Source organism: Rhizobium sp. CG5, from assembly GCF_023701945.1.
Lineage (GTDB): Bacteria > Pseudomonadota > Alphaproteobacteria > Rhizobiales > Rhizobiaceae > Allorhizobium.
Map to the genome: position 1 here is coordinate 473,460 of NZ_JABAEF010000001.1, position 26,021 is coordinate 499,480.

At 63.6% G+C, this 26,021-nt stretch carries 22 protein-coding genes; 4 read left to right on the forward strand and 18 right to left on the reverse strand.

Going from position 1 to position 26,021, the window contains the following annotated elements:
- Positions 1–31 precede the first annotated feature (31 nt).
- Complete coding sequence (locus HGO38_RS02370; protein WP_250954304.1) at positions 32–769, forward strand: GntR family transcriptional regulator; 738 nt, start codon at positions 32–34, stop codon at positions 767–769.
- 67 nt (positions 770–836) lie between these two features.
- On the opposite strand, the gene HGO38_RS02375 is transcribed toward HGO38_RS02370, so the two are convergent.
- The 8 genes from HGO38_RS02375 to HGO38_RS02410 form a co-directional block, all read right to left on the reverse strand.
- The gene (locus tag HGO38_RS02375) at positions 837–1,556 is read right to left on the reverse strand and encodes an SDR family NAD(P)-dependent oxidoreductase (protein WP_250954510.1); all 720 of its coding nucleotides are present in this window, start codon (positions 1,554–1,556) and stop codon (positions 837–839) included.
- A 112-nt stretch (positions 1,557–1,668) separates the two neighbouring features.
- Positions 1,669–3,357: a gamma-glutamyltransferase gene (gene ggt / locus HGO38_RS02380; RefSeq protein ID WP_250954305.1), complete on the reverse strand. Its 1,689-nt coding sequence runs from the start codon at positions 3,355–3,357 to the stop codon at positions 1,669–1,671.
- A 73-nt stretch (positions 3,358–3,430) separates the two neighbouring features.
- Positions 3,431–4,099, reverse strand: coding sequence for an RraA family protein (locus HGO38_RS02385; protein WP_250954306.1), 669 nt, complete (start codon positions 4,097–4,099; stop codon positions 3,431–3,433).
- Positions 4,100–4,129: 30 nt separating this feature from the next.
- Positions 4,130–4,927 (reverse strand): ABC transporter permease, encoded by a 798-nt coding sequence (locus tag HGO38_RS02390; protein ID WP_250954307.1) that lies wholly within the window; start codon positions 4,925–4,927, stop codon positions 4,130–4,132.
- Complete coding sequence (locus HGO38_RS02395) at positions 4,924–5,796, reverse strand: ABC transporter permease (RefSeq protein ID WP_250954308.1); 873 nt, start codon at positions 5,794–5,796, stop codon at positions 4,924–4,926. Before HGO38_RS02395 ends, HGO38_RS02390 begins: the two co-directional genes overlap by 4 nt.
- The gene (locus tag HGO38_RS02400; RefSeq protein WP_250954309.1) at positions 5,793–6,884 is read right to left on the reverse strand and encodes an ABC transporter ATP-binding protein; all 1,092 of its coding nucleotides are present in this window, start codon (positions 6,882–6,884) and stop codon (positions 5,793–5,795) included. Before HGO38_RS02400 ends, HGO38_RS02395 begins: the two co-directional genes overlap by 4 nt.
- 17 nt (positions 6,885–6,901) lie before the next feature.
- On the reverse strand, positions 6,902–7,951 hold the full coding sequence (locus tag HGO38_RS02405) for an ABC transporter substrate-binding protein (RefSeq protein ID WP_250954310.1): 1,050 nt from the start codon (positions 7,949–7,951) through the stop codon (positions 6,902–6,904).
- A gap of 351 nt (positions 7,952–8,302) precedes the next feature.
- On the reverse strand, positions 8,303–9,235 hold the full coding sequence (locus HGO38_RS02410) for a 2-hydroxyacid dehydrogenase (RefSeq protein ID WP_250954311.1): 933 nt from the start codon (positions 9,233–9,235) through the stop codon (positions 8,303–8,305).
- Between the two features lie 136 nt (positions 9,236–9,371).
- On the opposite strand from HGO38_RS02410, the gene HGO38_RS02415 reads away from it, so the two are divergent.
- Complete coding sequence (locus tag HGO38_RS02415; RefSeq protein ID WP_250954312.1) at positions 9,372–10,289, forward strand: LysR family transcriptional regulator; 918 nt, start codon at positions 9,372–9,374, stop codon at positions 10,287–10,289.
- A gap of 67 nt (positions 10,290–10,356) precedes the next feature.
- Here HGO38_RS02415 and HGO38_RS02420 read toward each other — a convergent pair whose 3' ends face one another.
- The 5 genes from HGO38_RS02420 to HGO38_RS02440 are packed head-to-tail and all read right to left on the reverse strand — an operon-like array spanning position 10,357 to position 16,555.
- A complete protein-coding gene (locus HGO38_RS02420) occupies positions 10,357–11,169 on the reverse strand; it encodes a creatininase family protein (protein ID WP_250954313.1) in 813 nt (270 codons plus the stop codon).
- 11 nt (positions 11,170–11,180) lie between these two features.
- Positions 11,181–12,152: an ABC transporter ATP-binding protein gene (locus HGO38_RS02425; RefSeq protein ID WP_250954314.1), complete on the reverse strand. Its 972-nt coding sequence runs from the start codon at positions 12,150–12,152 to the stop codon at positions 11,181–11,183.
- Complete coding sequence (locus HGO38_RS02430; RefSeq protein ID WP_250954315.1) at positions 12,149–14,074, reverse strand: dipeptide/oligopeptide/nickel ABC transporter permease/ATP-binding protein; 1,926 nt, start codon at positions 14,072–14,074, stop codon at positions 12,149–12,151. The genes HGO38_RS02425 and HGO38_RS02430 overlap by 4 nt, the downstream gene beginning before the upstream one ends.
- Positions 14,071–15,024, reverse strand: a complete 954-nt coding sequence (locus HGO38_RS02435; RefSeq protein WP_250954316.1) for an ABC transporter permease — start codon at positions 15,022–15,024, stop codon at positions 14,071–14,073. The genes HGO38_RS02430 and HGO38_RS02435 overlap by 4 nt, the downstream gene beginning before the upstream one ends.
- Positions 15,025–15,034: 10 nt before the next feature.
- On the reverse strand, positions 15,035–16,555 hold the full coding sequence (locus HGO38_RS02440) for an ABC transporter substrate-binding protein (protein WP_250954317.1): 1,521 nt from the start codon (positions 16,553–16,555) through the stop codon (positions 15,035–15,037).
- Between the two features lie 458 nt (positions 16,556–17,013).
- On the opposite strand from HGO38_RS02440, the gene HGO38_RS02445 reads away from it, so the two are divergent.
- Together HGO38_RS02445 and HGO38_RS02450 are read left to right on the forward strand one after the other, a co-directional pair.
- Positions 17,014–17,970, forward strand: coding sequence for a nitrate ABC transporter substrate-binding protein (locus tag HGO38_RS02445; protein WP_250954318.1), 957 nt, complete (start codon positions 17,014–17,016; stop codon positions 17,968–17,970).
- Between the two features lie 50 nt (positions 17,971–18,020).
- Complete coding sequence (locus HGO38_RS02450; protein WP_250954319.1) at positions 18,021–20,888, forward strand: FAD-binding and (Fe-S)-binding domain-containing protein; 2,868 nt, start codon at positions 18,021–18,023, stop codon at positions 20,886–20,888.
- 87 nt (positions 20,889–20,975) lie between these two features.
- Here HGO38_RS02450 and HGO38_RS02455 read toward each other — a convergent pair whose 3' ends face one another.
- Genes HGO38_RS02455 through HGO38_RS02475 form a run of 5 tightly spaced genes read right to left on the reverse strand, consistent with a single transcriptional unit; the run spans position 20,976 to position 25,990 of the window.
- Positions 20,976–21,920, reverse strand: coding sequence for an acetamidase/formamidase family protein (locus HGO38_RS02455; protein WP_250954320.1), 945 nt, complete (start codon positions 21,918–21,920; stop codon positions 20,976–20,978).
- A gap of 44 nt (positions 21,921–21,964) precedes the next feature.
- Positions 21,965–22,954, reverse strand: coding sequence for an ABC transporter ATP-binding protein (locus HGO38_RS02460; RefSeq protein ID WP_250954321.1), 990 nt, complete (start codon positions 22,952–22,954; stop codon positions 21,965–21,967).
- Entirely contained in the window at positions 22,951–23,976 is a 1,026-nt protein-coding gene (locus tag HGO38_RS02465; RefSeq protein ID WP_250954322.1) for an ABC transporter ATP-binding protein, read from the reverse strand. The genes HGO38_RS02460 and HGO38_RS02465 overlap by 4 nt, the downstream gene beginning before the upstream one ends.
- Positions 23,977–23,979: 3 nt before the next feature.
- The gene (locus HGO38_RS02470) at positions 23,980–24,951 is read right to left on the reverse strand and encodes an ABC transporter permease (RefSeq protein WP_250954323.1); all 972 of its coding nucleotides are present in this window, start codon (positions 24,949–24,951) and stop codon (positions 23,980–23,982) included.
- Positions 24,952–24,961: 10 nt separating this feature from the next.
- Positions 24,962–25,990 (reverse strand): ABC transporter permease, encoded by a 1,029-nt coding sequence (locus tag HGO38_RS02475; RefSeq protein ID WP_250954324.1) that lies wholly within the window; start codon positions 25,988–25,990, stop codon positions 24,962–24,964.
- Between the last annotated feature and the right edge of the window lie 31 nt (positions 25,991–26,021).

A 26,021-nucleotide genomic window follows, 5' to 3' on the forward strand; every position in this document is an offset into this window, starting at 1 on the left:
TAGACGGTAGTGGTTGCGGACGGGGCTCCAAGTGAACATACATTCCAAGCTGGTGCAGGATGATACGGGGGCCGGGCTGCCGAAGGCGCTTTGGGCCTACAATGTCATTCGCGATGCGATCATCACCATGAAGCTTGCGCCGGGCGAAACCCTCAACGAGAAGGCAATCTGCGCCGAACTTGGCATATCAAGAACGCCTTTGCGGGAGGCCGTTCTTCGCCTGGCCCAGGAAGGACTGGTGAGCATCGTTCCCAGCGGCGGTACCTTCGTCAACAAGATCGTCATGCGCAAGGTTATCGAGGGCCATCTGGTGCGCTCAAGCCTGGAACTGCGAACGGTGCGGCTGGCGGCGCGCAATTTCGATCCGGTCTACAATAAAGATTTCGACCTCCTGATCTTCCGACAGCAGGATGCTGCAAAACGCCGCGATGTCGACGAGGCGTTCAAGGTTGATAACGAGTTTCATCAGCTTCTTTGCCGGATTGCCGGATTTCCGAATATCTGGCAGACGATCCATACGGCAGCGGGTCAGCTTGATCGGGTGCGTCGCCAGGCGTTTCCGAAGACGGGATATTTCGAGGAAGTCATCGAAGATCACGTGGCGCTTTATGCCGCCATCAGTCGGCATGATGAGGATGAGGCTGCAAGACTGCTCGACCTGCATCTCGGCGGTATTCTGGCCGTCGTGGAATATGCTCTCCAAACCAATGCCGACATGATCTCCGGAGAGGATGAAATCGTGCTGTTGAAGGATTTTGCGAAACTGTGAGGGCGTTTCGCGCCCGCTGCCACCGGGGATAGCGTCCGGTCCGGTCACGGCAAGCGCTTGCGGGAATTCACACGTGCTGCCCACCATTGATATGAATCTCCGCGCCGTTGATGTAGGAAGACCGCTCGCTGCAGAGAAACAGGATCGTTTCGGCGACTTCCTGGGTCGTTCCGAGCCGCTTCATCGGGACTTCGGCCTCCACCAACTGGTCGGTTCCGGGCGACAGGATGGATGTCGCGATCTCGCCAGGGGCGATAGCATTGGCCCTTATGCCGCGCGCCCCGAATTCGTGGGCGAGTTCGCGGGTGAGGGCCGCCAGTCCCGCCTTTGACGCCGCATAGGCGACGCCGGCGAAGGGATGGACCCGCGAACCGGCAATCGACGTGACATTGACGATCGATCCGCCGGCCCTCTCCAGTTCCGGCATCAGAGCGCGGGCCAGAAGGGCGATCGACACCAGATTGACATTCAGAACCTTCGTCCAGACGTCGGCATCGGTTTCGGCGACGCCGAGGCGGCCGCCGTCCGCTGCCTTGGGCGAGATCCCGGCATTGTTGACCAGGGCGTGCAAGGGGCAGCCGTTCAGGCGCTCGCGGACGGTTGCGGCCAGCCGATCGATTTGCGAGAGATCGGCCAGATCGGCCTGGATGTGGCTTTCGCGGGCCGAGGGCCACAGGCAATCCTCGGAAAACGGCTGCCTTGAGACGGTGAGCACACGCCAGCCCTGTCCCAGGAACATCTTCACCGTCGCATGGCCGATGCCGCGGCTGGCACCGGTCAGCAGCATGAAGCGGGGAGCCGGTGGTATTGTCTGCTTGGAAGGTTCGTTCATGGGCTCTTTCCAATTTTTGGGGCGGCGCAATGGATCCGCTTGCCGATCGTCGCGAGCAAGATCGGTCTCACGCCTCTTCTGTGTCCAATGGGGCTTTGTCCGGCCAGAATCGCACACCCGGCCGTGCAAGGCCACCGCCCAGCGCCACAACCGTGCCATCGGCGCGCCAGCAGGCGGCCCCAGTTGCTGTTTCACCAAACACGATCGCGTTCATTCCGCCGCCGATATGGGGCATGATGCGAACCTCGTGGCCGAGTTTCTCAAGGGCTGCAGCCTGCGGCGCATAGGCAGTCTCGATTTCGACTTCCTGGCCCTGGGTCCAGATCCTGGGGGCCTCCATGGCCTGCTGCAGGCTCATGCGGTGATCGACGAGATTGACGATCGCCTGCATGGCCGAGGGGAAGATGCGCAGACCGCCGGGCAGGCCGAGTGCGAAGACCGGTGCGCCGTCCTTCATGACGATCATCGGCGCCATCGAGGTCGGCACGCGCTTTCCCGGCTGCACGGAGAGCGCCTGTCCCGGATGGGGATCGAAATTGCTCATGTAGTTGTTGGGGATAATGCCGGTGCCCGGCACCGCGAACCGCGCCCCGAACAGACCGTTGATCGTGTGGGTGGCGGTGACGATATTGCCGTCACGGTCGGTGACCGTCACATGGGTGGTGTCGTGGCTCTCGTATCCGGGACTGCGCGGCGCCGGAATGCCCGCCGCATTGCGGATCTGTTCCCGGCATGTCGCGGCATAGGCCTTGGAGGTCAGCCGTTCCACCGGCACGTCGACAAAGGCCGGATCGCCGGAGTATTTCTGGCGGTCGGCAAAGGCAATCCGGATGACTTCCGCCATCAGATGCAGGGTTTGCGGGCTGCCGAATCCCAGCTCTGCCAGGTCATAACCCTCCAGCATGTTCAGCATCTGGGTGACATGCACGCCGGACGAGGCCGGCGGCGGCGGTCCGGCGATCTCGAAGCCGCGATAGCTGCCGATGATCGGCTGGCGCTCGATCGGGCGGTAGTCGCGCAGGTCGGCTTCGGTGATCCAGCCGGCATCGTCGCCGCCGGTCTGCATGCGGGCGGCAAGCGCTGCACCGAGCGGGCCGCCATGCAAGGCGCTCGCGCCCTCACGCTGGATCAGCGCCAGGCTCTGCGCATAGTCGCCCATCACCAGGCGCTCGCCCGGAGCCGGGGCCCGTCCGCCCGGCAGGAGAATGCGGGCGATCTCGGCATCTTGGCTGAGTTCACCGGCGGCCTCGGCAATGGCGCCGGAGAGATAATGGGTCACCGCGAAACCGCGGGCCGCCAGCCGGATCGCCGGCTCCACGACGTCTGCGAACGGCAGTTTGCCGTAGTCTGCCTGCATCTGGCACCAGCCGGCGAGATTGCCGGGCACCGCGACAGACGAGGCGCCGATGATGTTGCGGCGTCCCTTGGCTTCCATATAGTCGGGCGGATCGTTGGACACCGGCTCGTAGATTTCGGCATGCATCGACGCTGCCGCCGTTGACAGGGCATCGATGACGACGTGGCGTCCGTCACTCAGCCGCAGATGCGACAACCCGCCGCCGGCAATGCCCACCATCATCGGCTCGACCACGGTCAGTGCCAGCAGCGTCGCCACGGCCGCATCGACCGCGTTGCCGCCTGCAAGCAAGATCTCGGCACCAGCCGCAGATCCCAAGGGATGGTTGCTCACCACGATACCGCCGGACCCAGAGGCCGGGTGTTTTTCGCAAGCGAAGGGCAGAGGGGCAGAGGTCACGGCAGGTCTCGCATATGGTCTTGTGGCGCAAAGCGGGAGCACGGCGTCGTGGTCCCAGCCTATCTATCATGGCTCAGAGCAATTTCGCCATCACCTTCTCCGTTGCGCCTGATATGTCGCCAAGCTTCACACCGGTTTCGCGAACGCTGGCCTCGCGGGCCTTGCCGCGGACTTGCGTATCGATGGCTTTCTGCGCTTCCGAGGCGACTTCGTCTGGGGAGAGAACAATGACGCCGCTTTCATCGGCCAGCACCGCATCGCCCGGCATCACGACGGTATTGCCGACGGAAACGGGGATGTTGATCGCCCCGCCGAGATCGTAAAGCCTGGTGGTGATCGGCGAAATGCCGCGGCACCACATTGGAAAATCGGACTGTTCGATCTCTTCGAGATCGGTGCAGGGGCCATCGACCACGGCACCCACCGCACCGGCGGCCTTGGCCCCGACCGTCACGCCGCCGCCCCAGCAGGCGTAGCGGTCGTCATGCAGACGATCGACAATGACGAAGTCGCCGGGACGCAGCAGGCTCAGCAGGTGGTGCAGAAGGGTGGAATCGGGACCGGGGATGGCGATCGTCACCGCCGTGCCGACGACGCGACGCCTTGGGATCAGCGGTTGGATCTGCCGGCTGAGAAAGCCGAAATGCCGCCAGTGGCCGAGCGTGGCCGTCTCGACCTGGGCAAGAAGGGCAAGATCGGCCGCGGCGATCTGTTCGGGCATGGCATTGATTTTATAGGTCATGGAAGTGTCCTGTCTGGGATGGCAAGGAGATTAGCGGCCAAAGGCCTTGGAGAAGCCGATACTGCGTTCGACGATCAGGATGACGGAGAGCGAGATGGCGATCATCAGCACGGCCAGAACGGCGACCATCGGGTCGGTCCGTTCGTCGACATAGCGGTAGATTTCAACCGGCAGGGTCTGCAGCCTGGGGCCAACGATGAAGAGCGACAAGACGATCTCGTCGAAGGAGAGGATGAAGGCGATGGCCGAGGAGGCGAAAATGCCGGGCAGCAGCCGCGGCAGGGTAATGGCGGTAAACGCCTTCAACGGCGGGGCCCCGAGCGTCATGGCGGCTTCCTCGACGTCCGTGCCGAGATTGCCAAGGGCCGTCTGCAGGATGCGGACGCTGAAAGGCAGCGTCATGATGAGATGGGCCAGCACCAGGCCCGGATAGGTGGCAACCAGCCCGGCCGGGGTGAAGACCATCAAGATGCCAAGCCCGAGCATCATGGCCGGCAGGATCAGCGGCGCCAGGATCAGGTTGCGGATCAGGTTATGGCCGGGGAACGCCAGCCGCACCAGCGCGTAGGCCGCCGGCAGGCCGCAGGCAAGGCTCAAGGCGGCAACGATCACCGCGATTACCAGGCTGTTGCGCATGCCTTCCATGAAGGCGGTGTTGCTGAGCACCGTGCCATACCATTTCAGGCTCCAGCCGGACGGCGGGAATGACAGATAGCTGTCGGCGCTGAAGGAAATGACGAGAATGATCGCCATCGGCATGAAGACGATGCCGAAGATCATCGCCACGTAGAGGCGCGCCAGAACGGAGAGGGTCTTGGTCAGGATCATCGTATCCTCCGCATCAGGATCCGCAGCAGGAGGCTCGACAGCACCATGGCCATGACGAAGAAGGCGAGCATCAAAAAGGCGAGTGCGGCAGCGGTCGGCCAGTCCAGCGACATGAGGGCCAGATCGTAGACTTCGGTCGCCAGCAGGAAGACACGACCGCCACCCAGCAGCGATGGCGTGATGAAGGACGACACCGAGAGCACGAAGCCGATGGTCAGCCCGGCCATGATGGCCGGCAGGCTGAGCGGCAGGGTGATTTTCAGGAAGACCATATGCGGCGGTGCGCCGAGCGACATGGCGGCATCGTCGAGCCGTCGGTCGAGCTTGCCCAGTCCTGCGGCAATCGTCAGGAAGATATAGGGCATGATGCTTTCGGACAGGCCGATGACCACGCCGGTGTAATTGTTGACGAGGTGCAGCGGTTCGACCACCAGGCCTGCGGCGCGCAGCAGATAATTGAGCAATCCGTCGTCGCCAAGCGTGATCATCCAGCCGAACGACCGCACGACGGCGGAAATCAGCAGCGGCGAGGCGGCCAGCACGGTGAGCGGGGTCCGCCAGCGCGATGTCATCCGCGACAGGGACAGCGCCATGGGATAGGCGAGCAGCATGGCGATGACGGAGCAGGTGACGGACAGCCGCAGGGTGCGGCCGAGAAGATCGAGGTAATAGCTGTCCTGCAGGATGGTGGCATAGGTCCTGAGGCTGATCGCTTCGGTGATCGCGCCGAAATCGGAAATGTTCAGCGACATGCGGAACAGCCAGGCGATCGGCGCGATGAAGGAGACCGTCAGGACCGCCAGCGCGGGTGCCAGAAGCAGCCAGGGGGTGAAAGGCGTCGAGGTGCCGGGGATCGCGAATTTGCTCATGCGGCGAAGATCCGCATGTCGGAACTCTGCCAGTCGAGCTGTGCCTCGAAGCCCAGTTGGGCGAGTGCCGCCTCCTCGCTATTGGGCCGCAATTCCGCCACCAGGCTGCGGCCCCCCGGCAGCTCAACCTCCACTTCGATGATGTTGCCGACATAGACGCGACGGGTCACCCGTCCGGTCAGCCCGCCGCCGCCAGCCTTGAGACGGATGGCATGGGGCCGCACCATGACCGACAGTTCGGATCCCTCGGAGGCGCCTGGCGGCAGATCCGTCGGGCCGGGAGCCGGCAAGGCCATGCCCTGGTGGATCAACTGGGGAGCGCCAGCAGCCTTGGCCAGCACGGCCGGCAGCATGTTGGCGCGACCGATGAAATTGGCGACGAAGGGGGTTTCGGCGCGGTCATAGACCTCGGCTGGCGTGCCGATCTGCTCCAGCCGTCCGGCATTCATCACCGCGATGCGATCGCACATGGTCAGCGCTTCCTGCTGGTCGTGGGTGACGAACAGGGTGGTGATGCCGGTGCGGCTCTGGATGTCGCGGATCTCGAAGCGCATCTCGTCGCGCAGGCGCGCATCGAGATTGGACAGCGGCTCGTCGAGCAGCAGGATTTCCGGTTCGATGACGATGGCGCGGGCAATCGCCACGCGTTGCTGCTGCCCGCCCGACAGTTCGGAGGGCCGCCGTGCGGCAAAGCCCTCCAGCCGGACGGCCCGCAAGGCGCTCGCGACGCGGGAGGCCACCTCTTCCTTGCCGACCTTGCGCAGATGCAGGCCGAAGGCGATGTTCTGGGCGACCGACATATGCGGGAAGAGCGCATAGGACTGGAACACCAGGCCGAGATTTCGCTTCCACGACGGGCGGGACACGATGTCCTGCCCGTCGATCAGGATCTTGCCCGCGGTCGGCGCAAGCAGGCCGGCAAACATCCGGAGCGTGGTGGACTTGCCGCAGCCGGAGGGACCGAGGAGCCCGATGAATTCGCCCTTTTCTATATCGAAGGACAGGGCATCCACGGCCGGGCGAGCGCCTCCGTAGTCGAATGTCAGGCTGTCGATGCGGATATGAGCGGGAGATGCTGGCGGGTTCATCGGATCATCCTGACCGTTCAGTTGCCGGCCGAGATGATCTGACGCTTCCAGATCTGGTTCCAGGCGTCGGATTTGGTCGCAGCCCAGCCCCAGTCCAGCGGCAGCATCTTGTCGAGCTGTCCGGCAACGGTGCGGGCGGTCGCCCCATCGCTGACCTTGGCCTTGGCGTTGACCGGCGCGTAGAACATCGCCTCGGTGAAGGCGGCCTGGGCCTCAGGCGACAGCGCGTAGTTGATGAACGCCTTGGCGGCCGTCGGATTCTTGGCCCCTTCGACCAGATTGATGGTGTTGATCTGCAGAATGCTGCCCTCTTTCGGCAGCATGACGCCGAGCTTGCCGCCGGATTGATCGGCATAATACTGGCCGCGGGCATTCCAGCCGGTGGCAAGCACGTCCGTGCCGTTGATAACCAGCGTATAGGCGTCAGGCTTGGGGTCGAAGGTCTGGACGTTTGGCGCCATTTCGGCGAGCTTTGCGGCGGATGCCGTCACGGACTTGGTGTAGTCCTCGCCGAGCATCGCCGAGGTCATCACCATCAGGCCAGAGCCGAGAATCGACGGCATGGAGGTAATCGCCATCTTGCCGGCATAGGCCTTGTCCCAGAGCACCGACAGCGAGGTCGGCGGCGTCGGGAAGGCCTCGGTGTTGTAGAGCACGACGAGATTGTCGAAGGTCACGGCCGGACCATAGCCCTCCTTGACGATGGCCTGCGGCACCAGGTCGGCCAGGTTCGGCACGTCGGCGGCGCTCAAGGGTGCGAGCAGGCCTTCCTTGTCGCCGATCAGCGAGGTCGATACGTCGAAGATCACCACGTCGGTCTGGGGATCGCCTGCCTGGGAGCGCAGATTGCCGAGCATGCCCGAAGATGCACCAACGGGAAAAAAGTTCACCTTCACACCAGGGAACTTGGCTTCGAAGGGCTTGATCACCGCCTCCACATATTTGTCCTGGAAGATGCCGGAATAGGCGCTGAGGGTGATCTCGCCCTTCACTTCGGCGGATTGTGCCTGGGCGTGGCCGGCAAGGAGCGCTGTCGACAGAATGGCGGGAAGAAGACATTTATTCATCTGCAAATTCTCCTGTTGGGGCCAAGTCAGGGCGGTTGAAAAGTCCAAAATACTCCCGCCGCTGCGACCGGCTGCGACACAGCGATATCAGGGTCAGGGCTTTGTCCGTGGTGCTTGATCGGATCTGCGTCGGGGCTCCAGCAGGGCTTCCGGAACGCCTGTTGCCTTGCGATGCAACGATTTCAGGGCCTCAAAGTCCAATCGAATTTTCTGACTGCCGCCATCAAAGAAATTTGGGGTAAGCCTGTGGCCTGCCAGTGCGGGCGGTGCGAAAAATGCACGAAAAAGCCCTCCGGGCGGGCAAGCGCCGGAGAGCTGCAATCGGGGCGGGATAGGAGCTTAGGACTGGGCTCAGTAGCCGCGTTTGGCGTCGGCCAGGTCCGGGACCGTGCCGGTTTCCTCGAAGATGCGAATGTTTTTCGCGACGATCTTGCTGCCGGTCGGAGCATCGATCATCGAGGCGATATGCGGCGTGACGGTGATTTTGGGATTGGACCAGAAAGGATGGGTGTCCGGCAGCGGCTCGACATGGAAGACGTCGAGGGTGGCGGCGCCGATCTGTCCGGAGTTCAGGGCTTCGATCAGGTCGCTGTCCACCATGTGGGGACCGCGGGCGGCATTGATGATGGAGCCGCCGCGTTTCAACTGATTGAAGGTATCAGCGTTCAGGATGCCCCGGGTGCTATCGGTCAGCGGCAGCAGGCAGACGAGGATTTCCGTGCCTTCCAGGAAGCTCTTGAAACCGTCCGGGCCGGAATAGCACTGCACGCCTTGCAACTCCTTCGGCGAGCGCGACCATCCGACGACCGGGAAGCCGATCTGCGACAGCAGTTCGGCAGCCGCCGAGCCCAGATTGCCGAGACCCATGACGCCAACGCGCCGCTGGGTTGCCGGAGGTACGATGATCTGCTCCCAGAGCTTGCGGCCCTGGTTTGCCTCAATGGCCGGCATTTCGCGGTGATGGCGCAGCACATGCAGCGCCACATATTCCTTCATCCGCTGGGTGAGATCGGTGCCGACGGTGCGGATGATCGGCACGTCCTGCGGCAATTGCTTGTCGGCCAGCACATGGTCGATGCCGGCGCCGAGCGACACGATGGCCTTGAGGTTGCTGAATGGCGTCATGGCGCCGGTGGCCGGACGCCAGACCACGGTATAGGTCACGGCGTCAGGATCCTCGACCTTGTCAAGCGGCTCGATCTTCCAATCCGGCATCAGATCCCGCAGCATCTGGCACCACCATTCCGTCTTGTCTTCGGCGGGCAGGGAGACAGCGATTGTCATGGGAAATCCTCGGTTGGCACGAATGGCGTTTTCTCCATTCACCGCAACTGCGCTTCCAGGTCAAAACAAAAATTCTGGTGTCGTCCATAGAGAATTTTTATGTGGATTTATGCCCAAGTTGCATTAGGCTTGCTCCATGAACTTCAAACAATTGGAAGCCTTTTACTGGCTGACCCGTCTTAAGAGCTATCAGCGTGTGGCCGACCATATAGGCCTGACCCAACCCGCTGTTTCTGCACGAATCTCCGGGCTTGAGGAGAGCTTCGGCATACCGCTCGTGGACAGATCCCAGTCCGATTTCACCCTGACCGAACAGGGTCATGAAGTGGCGGAATATGCCGAGACGTTTCTCAATCTCAGCGAAACGCTGACCAGTCGCCTGAAGCTCAAGCAAAAAAGGCGTTATACGATCGGCATCGTCTCGATGGTGACGGTCACCTGGGCGATCACCTTGCGGCACAAGATTGCCAACCTGCCGGATGCGCCGCTGGTCGACTTTTATTCCGGTGCCAATGTCGACCTGCGGCCGCTGGTGAAATCCGGCGCGCTGGATATGGCGTTCGTCACAGGCGAGGCCGGCTTGCCGCAGATTGCCGACAGTTTTTCCGTACTCTATCACGTCGGTTGGGTCGCTCGGCCCGACGTCGTCGGCGAGATCACCCGACCGCTGACGCCGGACGAATTGCGGGAACTGCCGCTGGTGCTCTATCCCCATACCTCGCCGCTGTTCGGCCCGGTCGCCGAATTGATCGAAGAGACCAAGCGGCGTCCGAACTCCCGCCATACCGGTAATTCGCTCAGCACGATCTGCGACCTGGTCAAAGCCGGATATGGTGCGTCGGCCGTGCCGCTGGCCGCCCTGGAACAGGAGATTTCCACCGGAATGCTGGTCGAAATCCCGACCACGGTGCAATTGGCGCCGCTCGATATCCGATGCGTGCACCAGAACAAGGCGCGCCGGGCCCAGACCGAGGCCATCTTCAAGCTGGCTCGTCAGGCCGCCGAAGAATGGGCGGAAGCCCATCCGCGCTATGTGAGCTTCCGACCGACCTGATCCGGCCCGGCTTCGTCCTCGATTTCAGGGGCGGCCAGGTCTGCCCGCCGCCCCGTTCCAAATGATGTCAGGCTGCGAAACGCTTTGACACGTGATCGCGGATGAAGCCCGCGCCGATTTCGACCAGACGCGCCGTCAGAGCACTGCCGGTCTCGGCCGAGCAATAGACCGGATCGCCGCCCCACACGCCGTGCGGCGCGGTTTCGATCGCCTCGATCGGCGCCTGCAGACGGGCGCCGGCATATTTGAGGGCCGCAAACCCCGCCACCTCGACACCCATGGCCTTTCGACCCTTCGGTGGCGACTGGGCGAGGTCCATGCGCAGGAGATCGGGATAATAGTGCAGGCCGACGGAGGTCAGCGGATCGCCGCCATGGCCGGAGGACTTCGCCGCTGCCTCGGGGCCGAGGATATCCTTCAGCAATTCGTAGCTGCCCTGCCACAGATACATCGAGGCGACGAACATGCCATTGGTCTGGCGCCATTTCAGCGAAACGTCGTTGATCGCGGTGACATTGCCGCCGTGTCCGTTGATCACCATGACCTTGGTGAGCTTATGGCGTGCCAGGCAGGCGAACATGTCGTCGAGCAGGGCAAACAGCGTCGATTGGGTGAGTGATATACCGCCATGGGACGAGCCGAAATAATCGGCGCCGCCAAAGGGGATGACCGGCGCGATGAAGGTCGGCACGCCCTCGGCGCGGGCGGCGCGGGCAATGTCGAGGGCGACGGCTTCGGCAGCCAGGTAATCGCCCATCGGCGCATGGGTGCCCTGGTCTTCGAGCGAGCCCATCGGCAGCAGCACGACGGCGTCATCGTTCAGATATTGCCGGGCTTCCTCGCTGGTCAGTTCGGCGATCTTGATCTTGGGTGTCAGCATGTCATTTTCCTTTAGAGAAGAATATCGTCGCGGATGCAGGCCGACTGATGCCGATCGCCGACCGTCTTGAGCGGCGGGACGGTGTCGGCACAGGCGGGCTGGGGATAGGGACAGCGGCTGCGGGACACGCAGCCGGAGGGTGGATGAAGCGGCGAGGGGGTCTCGCCGCTCAGGCGGATGCGGCGGCTTTCGTGATGCAGGCCGGGCTCGGCCGAGATCAGCGCCGCGGTATAGGGGTGTTTCGGCGCAAAATGCACCGCGTCGGCCGGACCGACTTCCATCACCCGACCGAGATAGAGCACCATGACCCGATCGGAGATGAAGCGCACGACGGACAGGTCATGGCTGATGAAGAGAAGCGAAATGCCGGTCTTCCGGCGCAGCTCGGCCAGAAGATTGAGCACCTGCGCCTGGATCGAGACGTCGAGGGCCGAGACGGCTTCATCGCAGACGATGAAGCGCGGCTCGACCGCCAGCGCACGGGCGATGCCGATCCGCTGGCGCTGTCCGCCGGAGAATTCGTGCGGGCGACGGTCGAGAAAGCTCGGGTCGAGACCGACCAGCCCCATCAGCTCTGTCAGGCGTGCAGCCCGTCCGGCGCCCTTGTGCAGCCCATGGGCGTCCAGCGCTTCCGACAGCACGGCGCGAATGGTCTTGCGCGGATCGAGGCTGGCATAGGGATCCTGGAAGATGATCTGCATGCGCCGGCGCAGGTCGCGCAGTTGCGGACGGGAGATCGTGTTGAGATCGATGCCGTCGAAACGCATCGTCTGGCTCTGCGAGCGGATCAGACGCAGGATCGCCCTGCCGATCGTGCTCTTGCCAGAGCCGCTTTCGCCAACCAGACCGAGCACTTCGCCGGGCGCGACGCTCAGATTGACATCGTGCAGCACCTGCATGGTGTGCTTGCCGAACAGCCCGCGCCGACCGACGGGATAGCTCTTGTTGAGGCTCTCGACCTCGAGAAGTGGTGGGGCGCTCATGCGGCTTGCTCCGATGTGTCGTCCGGAACGACAGGTATTCCGGGCGCCAGCAGACAGCGCACGGATCGCTGCCCGTCCGCGGATGGCAAAAGGGCGGGCCTTGTTGCCGCGCAGGCCGTCACCGCGATCGGACAGCGGTCGCGAAAGGCGCAGCCGGAGGGGCGGGCGTCGGGTAGGGGCGGGGTGCCCGATATGGCCGGCAGGCGGTCACCGCGTGTCGAATGCAGCCGCTCATGGGACGACGGCATGCTTTCGATCAAGGCGCGCGTATAGGGGTGATGGGGATCGCGCAGGATCAGGTCGGCCGGTCCCTCTTCGACCACCAGGCCGGAATACATCACGGCGACCCGGTCGGCGATATCGGCGACGATGCCGAGATTATGGCTGATGAACAGGAGGCTCAGGCCATCGGCCTGATTGTGGCGCAGGCTCTGCAGCAGTTCGATGATCTCGGCCTGGATCGTCACGTCGAGTGCAGTCGTCGGCTCGTCGGCGATCAACAGGCGTGGCGCACAGGTTAGCGCCATGGCGATCATCACCCGCTGGCGCATGCCGCCGGACATTTCGTGCGGATAGCCGTCGAAACGCCGCTCGGCCTCGTTGATGCCGACCTGTTGCAGCAGTTCGATGGCATGGCGGCGTGCGTCGGCTGAAGACATCGGCCGATGGGCAAGGATGGCCTCGACCATCTGCGCGCCGACCTTGTGGATCGGATTGAGCGCGGTCATCGGTTCCTGGAAGATCATGGCCACGTCATTGCCGCGGATTTCTTCCAGCGCCCGTGCTGTCTGCTGGCCAAGATCGATCATCTCGCCGGACTTTCGACGCAGCCGCAGCGTGCCGCCGACCTGCCGGATCGCGCCCGGCAGCAGGCCCATGAGGGCCAGCGACGACAAGGATTTGCCGGAGCCGCTTTCGCCGACGAGTGCTGTGCACTGGTTGGCGCGCAGGGTCAGGGACACGTCCTCGATGACGGAGACGGCCGCGCCGGGCCGCGCGATATCGAGGCGCAGGTTGCGGATCGTCGCCACCACGTCGGGGTCCTCGTCGACGGGCGCATTCGCCAGGGAGAGCGGCACCGAGGTCTGGTCCTTGCCGTCTGCGGCTCCCCCCTTCGGATCGAGCGCGTCGCGCAGCCGGTCGCAGAAGAAATTGATCACATAGATCGTCAGCACCAGCGCCACGCAGGGAATGATGATGCCAAGCGGATCCTGGTTCATGAACTGCCTTGCGCCGCGGATCATCTGTCCCCAGGAGGGGGCCGGCGGAACCACGCCGAGGCCGAGGAAGGACAGACCGCTTTCAATGGTGATGGCGGCGGCGGCGGTCAGGGAATATTGGACCGAGACGGGGCCGGCGATGTTCGGCAGGATGGTGCGTAGCACGATGCTGCCGGAGGGGGTGCCGAGCGCGCGGGACGCTTCGACGAAATCAAGCGCCGAGACGCGCATGGCCTCCGAATAGGCGATCCGGGCAAAGCTTGGAAAATACAGCACCGACAAGACGGCAACCAGCGTGGTCGCTCCGGGGCCGAACAGCGTCACGACCAGCAGCGCCAGCAGGATGGGCGGAAAACACAGCACCACGTCGGCGAGCTTGGTGCTGATGAAGGAGAAAGGTCCGCGAAAATAGGCGCCGACCAGGCCGAACAGCGTTCCGACGATCCCGGCAATGGTGGTGGCCACAAAGGCGACGGTCAGCGAGACCTGGCCGCCATAGAGCACACGGGCCAGGCGGTCGCGGCCGAACTCGTCCTGCCCCAGCCAATGCGCGAGGCTTGGCGCAGCCAGCCGGTTGCGCACGGCGATCTTGATCGGGTCGGCGTCGGTCAGCAGCGGCGCTGCAAACGGGATCAGGATCAGGGCGACCAGCAGGATGCTGGGCAGGATCATGGGCCTGGGGATGTGGAACAACCGGTTCATTGCAGACGGATCCTCGGATCGATGAGCGATGACAGGATGTCGATCACCAGATTGATGCCGATGAAGATCGCGGCGACGGTGAGAATGATGGCGCGAACGGTCGGGTAGTCGCGCTGTTCGACGGCCGAGACCAGAAGGCCGCTGATGCCGGGCCAGTTGTAGACGAATTCGACGAGGACCGTCGAACCCAGCAGAATGCCGAGCTGCAGGCCGACCACCGTGATGATCGGTCCGAGCGCATTCTTCAGCACATGGCGGCGCACGACCAGCGATCGGCGCAGTCCTTTGGCGGCGGCGGTGCGCACCCAGTCATGGCCGCGCATTTCCAGCACGCTTGCCCGCGTCATGCGGAAAATGATGGTGCCGAGATGCAGGCCGACGGTCAGCGCCGGCAGGATCAGCATCTGCAGATGCTGGCCGGGATTGGAGGCAAAGGCGACATAGCCACCCGCCGGCAGCCAGCCCAGTTGCTGGGCAAAGAAGTAGATGAACAGGGTGCCGATCACGAAGCCGGGCACCGAGGTGATCAGGGCATTGAGGCCGGAGGCGGTGATATCGAACCGTCCGCCGGCTTTTAGTCCCGCAATGGTGCCGGCCGGAATCGCCAGGCCGAGGGCCAGGATGGCGCCGACGATGATCAGTTCGAGCGTGCGCGGCAGGCGCAGGGCGATGGCGTCCGAGATTGCCCCTTTGTCGACGATTGACCGGCCGAAATCGAACCGCACCGTGTTGTAGAGGAAGGTTCCGTACTGCTCGAGAACCGGCTGATCGAGCCCCATTTCGGCCCGGACATTGGCGATGGCCTCGGGTGTCGCCGACCCGCCTCCGGTGGACAGAAGCAGTTCTGCGGGATCGCCGGGCACGATGAGCAGGAGCGAGAAGATGATCGTGCCGATGACCAGCAGCATGGCGGCTGCGGCCGCCACGCGGCGTATCACAAAGGCCAGCATGCAAAACCCCTTATGCCAGTTTCGTCTCGTCGAGCGCGTAGGCGGAGGAGCCGCTGAGGAAGCCTGGTAGCTGTTCGAAGCCCGAGACCGCCTTGCGCATCGCATAGGCCTGGACGCGCCAGTTGAGCGGCACCTGCGGCACTTCCTCGAAATAGGCGACAACCAGCTCTTTGTAGATGGCCTTGCGCTTGGCCGGGTCGATTTCGCTGCGGCCTTTTTCCAACAGACCGTCGATCCGCTCACTCTTGAAGCCGAAGGACTGCAGATAGGACGGATTGCCCGAATAGAGCAGCGACCACAGCGCATCGGGATCGTTATAATTGCCGGAGGTGCCGTGGACGGCGATGTCGTATTTGCCTTCCTTGCCGGCGGTAACGCGCGTTCCCCAGTCGGGCAGATCCAGCGTTGCGGTGATGCCAATCATGGCGAGATAGGCCTGGACCACGGAGGCGGTATCCTGGTGCATGCCATAGGTGGCGGTGGCCAGCAGCCGGCACTCGAAGCCGTTCGGATAGCCCGCCTCCGTCAGCAGGGCTTTTGCCTTGTCGATATCGAATGTCCATTGATGGGCGGGGTCGGTCAGGTCGAAGGGCGAGCCCTGCGGGTTTGGCAGGCCGTAAAGCGGCACGCCACGGCCGGCAAAGGCCGCATCGACCACATCTTGCCGCTCGATCGCATAGCCAACGGCCTGGCGAACCTTGGGATTGGCGAAGGGACCATCGGTGACGTTGAACAGCAGGAACATGAAAGGCCCGAGCGTGCTCTTCATCGTCAGCGTGCTCGATGCCTCGACGGCGTCGAACTGGGTCCAGGGCAGGTACTCGATCAGATCGACATCGCCGGCTTCAAGGGCTGCATAGCGCAGGTTCTCGTCGGCATAGGCTATGAAGCGGATGCCGTCGACATTGGGCTGATCCGCCATGTAATAGTCGGGAAAGCGCGCCAGTTCGATATAGACGCCTTTTTCGCTGCCCTTCATGGTGAAGGGACCGGCGCCGATGACGTTTTCCGGGGTGCTCTTCGTCGAGATGATCGGGCAGCAATAGCTGGCCATCAGGTCGAGGAAGATGGCGCTCGGTGCGTTGAGCGTGATCTGCACGGTTTTGTCGTCCAGCGCCTTGACGTCGGTGATGATCTTCAGGTCGCTCTTCAGATAGGCGCTGGAGCCTTCCTTGGTGATTTCTCCAAGCGAGTAGATCACATCGGCTGACGTCACGGGGCTGCCATCATGAAAGACGGCATTGCTGCGCAGCTTGAAGACGGCGGTATTCGGGTTGCTCCATTCGACGCTTTCGGCCGCCTCGGGCTGCAGCGTGCCCGCCGCATCATAGCCCATCAGCCCGCGATACATCATCAGCTTCACGGTATTGGCGGCGCCGCCGGTATTGTCGAAAGGCTTGATCGTCGGGGGAAAGGTCGACAGGCCGAACTTCAGCACGGAGCCAGCGGCCTGAGCGCTCAGACGGTGCGGCAATCCCAGCGCTGTGATACCGGCGCCTAGACCCAGCAGGACGGCACGTCTTGTGGCCATTGTACCCTTGTGGAAGGAGCTCGTCATGGAAACCTCGAAACGGTTGGAGGGCAGAGCGGAGAGCTTTTAAAGAATTTGCCTGGTGATCGAACTATCTGCAGCCCGTGGCTGTCCAATCAAAATTTTCTTTATGAGATATAGATTTCTTTTCCCTGACGCTGCGCTGCAGCATGAATTGTATGCGATCACATTCTATTCTCTCTGGAATTACAACGATCAAGCGCGCGGCCGGAATTGCAAATACAGCGTCAGCTTGTGCCGATTCCGTCTTCAACCGATGGCAGTTTTGTGACGATTTTTGATTTTGGTGGCGCGCGGGATAAAATTGCGCAGCAGCGGCGCGATCAAAATTTCCGAACAGCGATCAAAATTTTTTCGATTGGACCGTCTGTTGCGCGGTCGGCTATGCCCGTGGGTGAGCCTGTTTTACAGCGTCGGCTCGCATCAGGGAGTGCCAGATGACATTGAAGATCCGCCTTGCGGTCCGCGACTGGGATTACGTCACGCCGCTGCTGCTGGGAGACGTCTCTTCGGATTTGCTGGCGCTCAAGGTCGAACGGGTCGATACGCTGGTCTCGGATGTTGCCGGCAGCGATGTTTACGATGCAGCGGAGGTCTCCTTCAGCCGCTATGCACAATTGCGCCATGACGGCGACGACAGCGTCGTTGGAATTCCGAACTTCATCATGCGGGGATTCCGGCATCGCTGCATCATCACCACGAAAGACAGCACGCTTCATCAGCTGTCGGACCTTAAGGATAAGAAGATCGGCGTGACCGGCTGGCGCGATTCCGGAAATGTCTGGACGCGCGCCGCGTTGAGACGGGCCGGCGTCGGCATCGAGGATGTCCGGTGGTATGCCGGGCGCCTGACGGCGGCCCATCCGATCGTCGACCGGCTGGACGGTTTCGGCCGGGCGGGGCGGATCGAGGCCTGTCCGGGCGAAAAGCCGATGGTCGATCTGTTGCGCGAGGGGTTTCTCGATGCGATCTTCACGCCCTTCATGCCGGACGGTTTCTTCGATCCGGCCTCCGACCTGCGGCCGCTGCTCGACCATGTCGTTTCGGCCGAAATCGATTATGTCAACGCTGTCGGCTATATGCCCGGCATGCACGTGATCTCCGTCAAGGCGCCGATCGTTGCGGCCCATCCCTGGGTCGTCGGGGAACTCAGCCGCATGGTCGATGCGTCGCGCAGTCTCTGGCTTGCCAAGCGCCGCAAGTATGCCGATACATCTCCCTTCATGCTCGATGAGCTGCGCCGGTCCGCGGCGGGTCTGCCGGAGACATGGGCGGCCTCCGGCATGGCTGCGAACCGCAAGATGATGAAGGATTTCGCCGATGAACTCTATCAGCAGCAGATCCTTTCCCGCCTCCTGACGGTCGAGGAGCTCTTTCCCCATGGCTTCGATTGAGCGAAAACCGTGTCGGTTTCAAACAGGTCGTGTCAGCGATGGAGAGCGTCATGACGGGTGAGCCATCAAGCGGGATCAGCCAGCTGGCGGAGGCGCTACGGGCCGCGCGTTTTGCCGGCGAGATCGAGACGGACAGCGCGCTTCGTGCGGCCATGTCGACCGACAATTCCGTCTACCAGATCTTTCCCGACCTGATCGTCGCACCGCGCGATGCGGAGGACGTCATCCGTCTGCTGGGGGTTTTGGATCTGCCCGCCTTTACCGGCATCGGGCTCACGGCACGCGGCGGGGGCACCGGTACCAATGGCCAGGCCCTGAACCGCGGCGTCATCCTAGATTTTCGCCGGCACATGAACCGGCTGATCGAGGTCAACGCCGCCGAGCAATGGGCCGATGTCGAGCCGGGCATCGTGCTTGATGACCTCAACGAGCAATTGCGGCCGTTGGGGCTGTTCTTCGCGCCTGAGACCTCCACATCGACGCGCTGTACGGTGGGCGGCATGGTCTCGACGGACGCTTCGGGCAAGGGATCGCGCGTCTATGGCAAGACGTCAGACAATATTGTCGGCCTGGAGATTGCCCGCGCGCAAGGCCTGCTTGCCTCCTTCGCGCCGGCGCCTGTCTGGGCGGGCCCGATGCTGGCGCGCGCTGAAGCGGTAGCGCGGTCGGGCCGGGACGCCTTTGTCACTGCGACGCCAAAACTCAACCGCCGCTTTACCGGCTATGACCTGGAGCGCGCCTGTCCCGACAAGGGTGGTTTCGAATGGTGGCGGCTGTTTCTCGGCGCCGAAGGCACGCTTGGGCCCATCACCCGCGTTCGGGTGCATCTGCACCGCATCGAAACGGAAAAGCGCCTTGTCGTGGTGGGCTTCGGCAGCTTCTCGCAGGCCCTGGCCTCCGCCCTGCCGCTGCTTTCCGACGCGCCAACCGCCATCGAAGTGATGGATGAGCGTGTCCAGCAGCTGGCGCAGGCCGCCGGAATTCTGTCGCGTCTGCCGGAAGCGCTTTGCCCGAAGGGCGCGGCGCGCGTGGCCTATGTCTTCCTGGAGTTCAATGGTGACGATGCAAGCCTGCTGGACGGGCGCGTTGCTGCCAGCCTTGCGCGCCTTGCCACACTGCCAGGCATAGGTGCTGTCCATGTGGCAAAGGACAAGGCGGAGATCCGGGACCTGTGGGCGATCCGCTCGGCCGGCGTCGGACTGCTCGGCAAGGTCGATGGCCTGGCCCGACCCGTCGCTTTCGTGGAGGACTGTGTCGTTCCGCCGGAACATCTTGCAGCGTTCGTGGAGGAATTCCTGGCGGTGCTGTCGGCCCACGGGCTCGGCTTCGGCATGTATGGCCATGTGGATGTCGGCTGTCTGCACATTCGCCCGGCGCTCAACATCGACCTGCAGAAAGATCGCGACACGCTGGTGTCGATCTCTAAGGCGGTGTTCGAGCTGACCCGCAAATATGGCGGCATATTCTGGGGCGAGCATGGCAAGGGCGTGCGGGGTGCGTTTCTGGCCGAATGGATCGGCCCCGAGGCCTATCGGGCGCTGCAGGGCGTGAAGGCCGCCTTTGATCCGAAGGGCCAGTACAATCCCGGCAAGCTGGTGAGTGTCGACGGCGAGATCATGGGCATTGCGACGACGGCCTTCCGGCCGTTCAACACGACAGAAGGCCATGCCCTGGAGCGGGCCTTCCGCTGCAACGGCAATGCCCAGTGCCTCAGCTATCAGGCGACTGCGCCGATGTGCCCGTCGTTCAAGGCAAGCGCCGACCTTCGCCAGTCGCCGAAGGGGCGGGCCGATGCCTTGCGCGCCTGGAAGGCGGCGCGGGATCGCGGCACGCCAGAGCGGGTCGACGAGGCTGATCTTCTCGGTGTTCTCGACACCTGCCTCGGCTGCAAGGCCTGTGCTTCCTCATGCCCGGTGCAGGTCGACATTCCGCATATGCGGTCGGCTTTCTACGCCGACTATTATGGACGCAAGGGCCGACCGCTTGGCGACCGCTTGACGATACTGGCGGAACGGTGGAGCCGGCTTCAGGTTCGCATGGCGCCGATCGTCAGGCCGGTCTGGCCGCTTGTGCGCATGTTTGCCGGGCCCTTGCTGCAGGCGACCGACCTGCCAAAACACATCGCCCGGCCCATGCCGAAGACCGACCGCATCGGCCTGGACGAACTCGGCAAGCCCTTGCCCGACAAGACGGTGCTGCTGTTTCAGGACTGGTTCACGGCCTTGTTCGACGAGGATGTGCAGCGCGATGCTCTGGCCGGCTTCAAGGCGCTCGGCTACCGGCCGCTGCTGGTCGAGATGCTGCCGGCCGGCAAGGCGGCGCTCAATCTCGGGGCCATGGCTGATTTCAAGGCTATGGCAACCGCGCTGGCGCAAACCCTCCACCGCGCGGCCGCCTCCGGTGCGCCGTTGATCGGGCTCGATCCTGCCTTTGTGATGATGCTGCGGGAGGATTATCCCAAGGCCGGGGTCGATGTGCCCGACATGCTTTTGCCGCAGGAGTTTCTGGCGCGGGAGATCGCTGCCGGGTGCCGTCTGCCGACATCCCGACACGAGTTCTCCGCAACGCTGCTCAGCCATTGCACGGAGGCGACGTCCTTGCCGCAGGCCGGGTCCCTATGGGGGGAGGTCTTTGCGGCGATCAGCGTCACCCTGTCCACACCTGCCACCGGTTGCTGCGGCATGGCCGGCCTGTTCGGCCATCAGAAACGCCATCAGCCGGTGTCGCGCCGCTTGTTCGAGATGTCCTGGGCACAGCACATGCGGCACGAAAGGCCCGTCGTTGCGACCGGGTTTTCCTGCCGCTGCCAGGCGGAACGCCTGGACGGACGCGCCTTGCGCCATCCCCTCGGCCTGATCGCCGATCTGTTGGGATCAAGTGGTGCGAAGGGAGTGGACGACCTGATGATCGGCAGCTGACTAAACGATATGCACTCTGTCATCGCGTTCACTGACGCCATTGCCAAGCAGCAAAACATGGGAGAGGGGGAGATGATGGATCTTTCCCTATTCGAAGACGATGCGCGGGAAATAGAAGCTCACCACCCAGTTTGGCAGGTCGACGATTTCGCTGATCCTGAGATCGGCGCAAACCGAGCACAGCATATAGGCATCGACCGGGTTCAGTCCGTGTTCGGCCGAGAGGAGATCGACCATGCGCGACACGGCCTCGCGTGCGGCCGCCATCAGATCGGGACCGATGCCGGTCGTCACCTCGTAGCCGGCGCCGTCGAGATGGCGGGTCACCGGTCCGGGCGTCGTAAACCGGGGGGCGGGCAGGCGGGCATCCTTCAGAAGTTCCACCGTCGCCTCGACATTCATCTGGCTTTCGATGGCCGTGCCGCAGACCTCGCCGTCGCCCTGGGCGGCATGGGTGTCACCGATCGACAGCAAGGCGCCGTCCACCTCGACCGGCAGGTAGAGCGTGACGCCGCTGGTCAGATCCCGGATATCGAGGTTGCCGCCGACGCGGCGGGGCGGCACGACGGAATGCAGGCCCGGTTCGGCCGGGGCGACACCGATCGTGCCGGCAAAGGGTTTCAGTGGAACGCGGCCTTTCGGGCCGTAGAGGGCCGGGGCCATGGCTGTAGCGTCATAGGACCAGAGATGCAGCGCCGGATCCTTGAACTGCTCCGCCAAGAGCCCGAAGCCGGGAATATTGGCGGTCCAGCCGGTCCCTGAGGGATGGAAGGCGCGCAGCGTGATCTTCAGCGCATCGCCAGGCTCTGCCCCTTCCACATAGACCGGTCCGGTCACCGGGTTGATGCGGCCGAAATCGAGCGCTGCAAGGGTTTGGAGCGTCGCGTCGGGCCCGATCTGGCCGCCGGAGGAATCCAGGCATTCGAACAGGATCGTTTCGCCTGATTTGGCGACGATCGCCGGATCGAAGGCCCTGTTCCAGCCGAAGTGACTTTGGGCGCGGTGGATGGTGTGGGTGCAGGCGACGCACATGGAAGATTCCTTTCTCGGTGAGGCTACCGTCGGGAGGACGGTGTTCAGTCCAGAGGAAAATGGCAGGCCACCTGCCGGTCCGGCGCGATCGTGGCCAGTTCCGGCCTCGTCTCGCGACACAAGTCCTTGGCATAGGGGCAGCGGGTGGAAAACTTGCAGCCGGAGGGGGGCGAGAGCGGGCTCGGGATTTCGCCGGACAGCAGGATCCTCTCGCGTTTCCCCCTTATATGCGGCTGCGGAATGGCCGAGAGCAGGGCGCGCGTATAGGGGTGGTGCGGCCGGGCATAAAGTGCATCCGTCTCGCCGGTCTCGACGATCGAGCCGAGATACATGACGGCCACCCGTGTCGAGACATGGCGCACCACGGCCAGATCATGGGCGATGAAGACATAGGTGAGGTTCAGCCTGTCGCGCAATTCGCCGAACAGGTTGACCACCTGCGCCTGCACCGAAACGTCGAGCGCCGAGACCGGCTCGTCGGCGACGATCAGCTTCGGCTCGACCGCCAGCGCCCTTGCGATGCCGATGCGCTGGCGCTGGCCGCCGGAAAACTCGTGCGGGTAGCGGTCGAGATATTCGCGGCGCAGGCCGACCAGTTCCATCAGTTCATCGAGCCGTTCCTCGACGGCCGCACCCTCGCGGATGCGATGGACGGTGAGCACTTCCGCCAGCATGTCGCGGACGCGGCGGCGCGGATTGAGCGAGGCGGAGGGATCCTGGAAGATCATCTGCATCTTGCGGCGCACCGGTTTCAGGGCGACGGTGCCGGCGGTCGCGATGTCCTGCCCGTCGAAGGTGAGTTTCCCCGAGGTGATGTCGTAGAGGCGGGTCAGGCAGCGTCCGAGCGTCGACTTGCCGCTGCCGGATTCACCGACGAGACCCAGTGTTTCTCTCGGATACACTTCCAGGTCTATGGCATCGACCGCATGCAGCACCCGACCGGAGCCGGGGAGCATGGTCTTGCCGACGGTGAAATTCTTGGTCAGCCCGCGGGCCTTCAGCAGCGGCGCATTTTGGGTGGTTTCGGCGCTCATGCGATCTCCTCCAGGGGAAGGGCGGATTGCCGAAGGGCGGGACGCTCGTCGTTGCCGATGACGCAGAGCACTGTCTGCTCACCGACTTTCCGCAGCGGCGGGCGCTCACAGCAGGCGGGACGCGCGAAGCTGCAGCGCGGCGCGAAACCGCAGCCGTCGGAAATGGTTTCGGGCGTCGGCGGCATGCCGGGGATCGACCGGAGCTTGGCCAGTCGCGGGCCGGTCAGCGGCGGGATCGAGGCCATCAGCCCCCAGGTATAGGGATGCATCGGCGCGGAGAACACGTCCTCCGTACTGCCGCGCTCGACGATGCGTCCGGCATACATCACCGCCACCTGCTCGGCGACTTCCGCCACCACGCCCATGTCGTGGGTGATCAGGATGATGGCGGAGCCGAAATCCTTGCGCAGCCGCAGAAGCAGGTCGAGCACCTGCGCCTGCACGGTCACGTCAAGCGCCGTGGTCGGCTCGTCGGCCACCAGTAGGGCCGGATTGCAGGACAGCGCCATGGCGATCACGGCGCGCTGGCGCATGCCGCCGGACAATTGGTGCGGATAGCGGTCGACCGCTTCACCGGGATTGGAGAGGCCCACTTCGCCTAGCAATTCGACGGCGCGGCGGCGGGCGATGCGCGCGGAGAGATTCTCATGGGCGCGGATCTGCTCGGCGATCTGCCAGCCGATGGTATAGACCGGGGTCAGCGCCGTCATCGGGTCCTGGGAAATCAACCCGATCTGCCGCCCACGGATCGCCCGCATCTGGCTTGCCGGCAGATCGAGAAGCGATTTGCCTCTGAACGACACGGCGCCGTCGACGCGGGTGGTCTTGGCGTCGTGCAGCCCCAGCAGCGACAGCAGTGTCACGGATTTGCCGGAACCGGATTCGCCGACGATGGAGAGGATCTCGCCCTCGTGGACGCGGAAGGACACGTCGCGCACGGCCGGCACGATGCCACAGTCGGTGGCAAACGACACCGACAGGCCGCTGACGTCGAGGAGGATCTTTTTTTCGGTCTTGATCATCGCTCAGTTCCCCCTGACGCGCGGGTCGATCAGCACATAGACCAGGTCGACCAGCGCATTGGCGATGACGACGAAGAAGGAGGCATACATGACGGTGCCCAGAATCATCGGCAGGTCGAGGTTGAGCAGCGCCTGATAGGTGAGGCGGCCGACGCCGTTGAGGCCAAAGACCACTTCCGTCAGCAGTGCTGCGCCGCCGACCAGCACGCCGAAATCGAGCCCGAACATGGTCACGAAGGGAATGAGCGAGGTGCGCAGCGCATGGCGCAGCATGACGCGGGCCGGAGACAGGCCCTTGGCACGGGCGGTGCGGATGAAATCCTCCTGATAGGCTTCCACCAGATTGGCCCTCAGCACCCTGCCATAGATGCCGATATAGAGGGCGGCGAGCGTGAACCACGGAATGACCAGCGTCTTGAACCAGCCGGCCGGGTCCTGCATCAGCGGCTTGTAGCCGAGCGCCGGCACCCAGGAAAACAGCCAGGTATCATGAAAGCGACTCTGGCTCATCAGGTTCATCATTTCGCCCAGCCAATAGACCGGCATGGAAACGCCGATCAGCGCCAGAGCCATCAGGCCGCGGTCGACCAGCGTATCGCGGGTCAGCGCCGCCAGCACGCCGACGAAAATGCCGCCGACGATCCACAGCACCGCCGCACCCGCGACCAGCGACAGCGTGACGGGAGCGGCGGCGACCACGGCCGGCACGACGCGGTAGCCACGATTGACGAAGGAGGTGAGGTCCTGCGTCACGAAGAGCTTCGTCATCATCACCCCGTATTGCACCGGCAGCGGCCGGTCGAAGCCGAATTCGCGGCGGATGGTCTCGACGGTTTCCGGCGAGGCATTGCGGCCGGCCAGGCGGGCGGCCGGATCGGAGCCGGGCGTGGCGAAGAAGATCAGGAAGACAAGCGCGGAGATGCCGAACATGACGAAAAGCATCTGGCCGAGGCGCTGCAGGACGGCGAAGATCATGAACCTCTCCTCAAACCAGTTTGGTGCGCGGATCGAGCGCGTCGCGGAGGCTATCGCCCAGCACGTTCAGTGACAGCACGGTGAGCACGATGGCGATGCCGGGCGCCAGCGCCACGATCGGCCGCGTATAGAGCAGGGTCTGGCCGTCCTGGATGATCGTGCCCCAGCTCGCATCCGGCGCCTGTACGCCGATCGACAGGAAGGACAACGAGGATTCGGTGATGATGTTGAGCCCCATCATCAGCGGCACGAAGACGATCAGCATGGTGGCGACATTGGGCAGGATATCGTGCAGCAGGATGCGCCAGGCGGGAATGCCAAGGCCGCGCGCCGCCAGCACGAATTCGCTTTCCCGGAGCGCCAGCACCCGGCCGCGCAGCGGGCGCGCCACATAGGGCACGTAGATGATGCCGATGATGAAGATCGGCAGAGCCAGGCTGTCTGCACCGATCTCGATCGGCCCGATGACGATGCCGTTGGAGATCAGCACGATCGACAGCGAGATGGCCAGCAGGTAGACGGGAAAGGCCCAGAGAATGTCGAGGATGCGCGACAGGATGTTGTCGACCCAGCCGCCGAAGAAACCGGCGGAAATGCCGACGATGGCGGCAAGACAGAGACAGATGAGGGTGGCCGATGCGGCGATGAACAGCGAGTTGCGGCCGCCATAAAGCAGGCGGGCGGCAACGTCGCGCCCCTGCGTGTCGGCGCCGAGTAGATATTGCGGGCTCCAGGTCGGGCCGATCGGCGTCACGCCGAGGCCAAGCCCTTCGGTTGAAGCCTGCATGACCTTGACCCGCTTGCCGTCGATCATGATGCGGCCGCTGAGATTGGAGCGGAACGGGTCGCTCGCCGCAATGTGGCTGGCATAGAGGGGGGCTGCCAGCGTCGACAGCACGATCAGCAGCAGGACGGCCGCTGCGGCAAGCGTCACGCGGTCGCGCTGCAGGATGTGCCAGGCGCGCCCCCACGGGCCTCTCGACGGGCGGGAGGCGAGAGCCGGCGCCTCAAGGCTGGTGATCTGTAGAACGTCGGTCATCGCTTCCCCGATCGGCGTCATTGGGCTGGCT

Coding starts and splice junctions, on each gene's coding strand:
- HGO38_RS02375 (WP_250954510.1), bottom strand. CDS start 1,556: ATGCTGCTGACCGGTGCCAGCCGCGGCATCGGCCATGCGACGGTGAAG.
- HGO38_RS02385 (WP_250954306.1), bottom strand. CDS start 4,099: ATGACCTATAAAATCAATGCCATGCCCGAACAGATCGCCGCGGCCGAT.
- HGO38_RS02390 (WP_250954307.1), bottom strand. CDS start 4,927: ATGATCCTGACCAAGACCCTCTCCGTTCTGGCGCGCCTCTACGTGGCG.
- HGO38_RS02395 (WP_250954308.1), bottom strand. CDS start 5,796: ATGAGCAAATTCGCGATCCCCGGCACCTCGACGCCTTTCACCCCCTGG.
- HGO38_RS02400 (WP_250954309.1), bottom strand. CDS start 6,884: ATGAACCCGCCAGCATCTCCCGCTCATATCCGCATCGACAGCCTGACA.
- HGO38_RS02405 (WP_250954310.1), bottom strand. CDS start 7,951: ATGAATAAATGTCTTCTTCCCGCCATTCTGTCGACAGCGCTCCTTGCC.
- HGO38_RS02410 (WP_250954311.1), bottom strand. CDS start 9,235: ATGACAATCGCTGTCTCCCTGCCCGCCGAAGACAAGACGGAATGGTGG.
- HGO38_RS02415 (WP_250954312.1), top strand. CDS start 9,372: ATGAACTTCAAACAATTGGAAGCCTTTTACTGGCTGACCCGTCTTAAG.
- HGO38_RS02420 (WP_250954313.1), bottom strand. CDS start 11,169: ATGCTGACACCCAAGATCAAGATCGCCGAACTGACCAGCGAGGAAGCC.
- HGO38_RS02425 (WP_250954314.1), bottom strand. CDS start 12,152: ATGAGCGCCCCACCACTTCTCGAGGTCGAGAGCCTCAACAAGAGCTAT.
- HGO38_RS02430 (WP_250954315.1), bottom strand. CDS start 14,074: ATGAACCGGTTGTTCCACATCCCCAGGCCCATGATCCTGCCCAGCATC.
- HGO38_RS02435 (WP_250954316.1), bottom strand. CDS start 15,024: ATGCTGGCCTTTGTGATACGCCGCGTGGCGGCCGCAGCCGCCATGCTG.
- HGO38_RS02440 (WP_250954317.1), bottom strand. CDS start 16,555: ATGGCCACAAGACGTGCCGTCCTGCTGGGTCTAGGCGCCGGTATCACA.
- HGO38_RS02445 (WP_250954318.1), top strand. CDS start 17,014: ATGACATTGAAGATCCGCCTTGCGGTCCGCGACTGGGATTACGTCACG.
- HGO38_RS02450 (WP_250954319.1), top strand. CDS start 18,021: ATGACGGGTGAGCCATCAAGCGGGATCAGCCAGCTGGCGGAGGCGCTA.
- HGO38_RS02455 (WP_250954320.1), bottom strand. CDS start 21,920: ATGTGCGTCGCCTGCACCCACACCATCCACCGCGCCCAAAGTCACTTC.
- HGO38_RS02460 (WP_250954321.1), bottom strand. CDS start 22,954: ATGAGCGCCGAAACCACCCAAAATGCGCCGCTGCTGAAGGCCCGCGGG.
- HGO38_RS02465 (WP_250954322.1), bottom strand. CDS start 23,976: ATGATCAAGACCGAAAAAAAGATCCTCCTCGACGTCAGCGGCCTGTCG.
- HGO38_RS02470 (WP_250954323.1), bottom strand. CDS start 24,951: ATGATCTTCGCCGTCCTGCAGCGCCTCGGCCAGATGCTTTTCGTCATG.
- HGO38_RS02475 (WP_250954324.1), bottom strand. CDS start 25,990: ATGACCGACGTTCTACAGATCACCAGCCTTGAGGCGCCGGCTCTCGCC.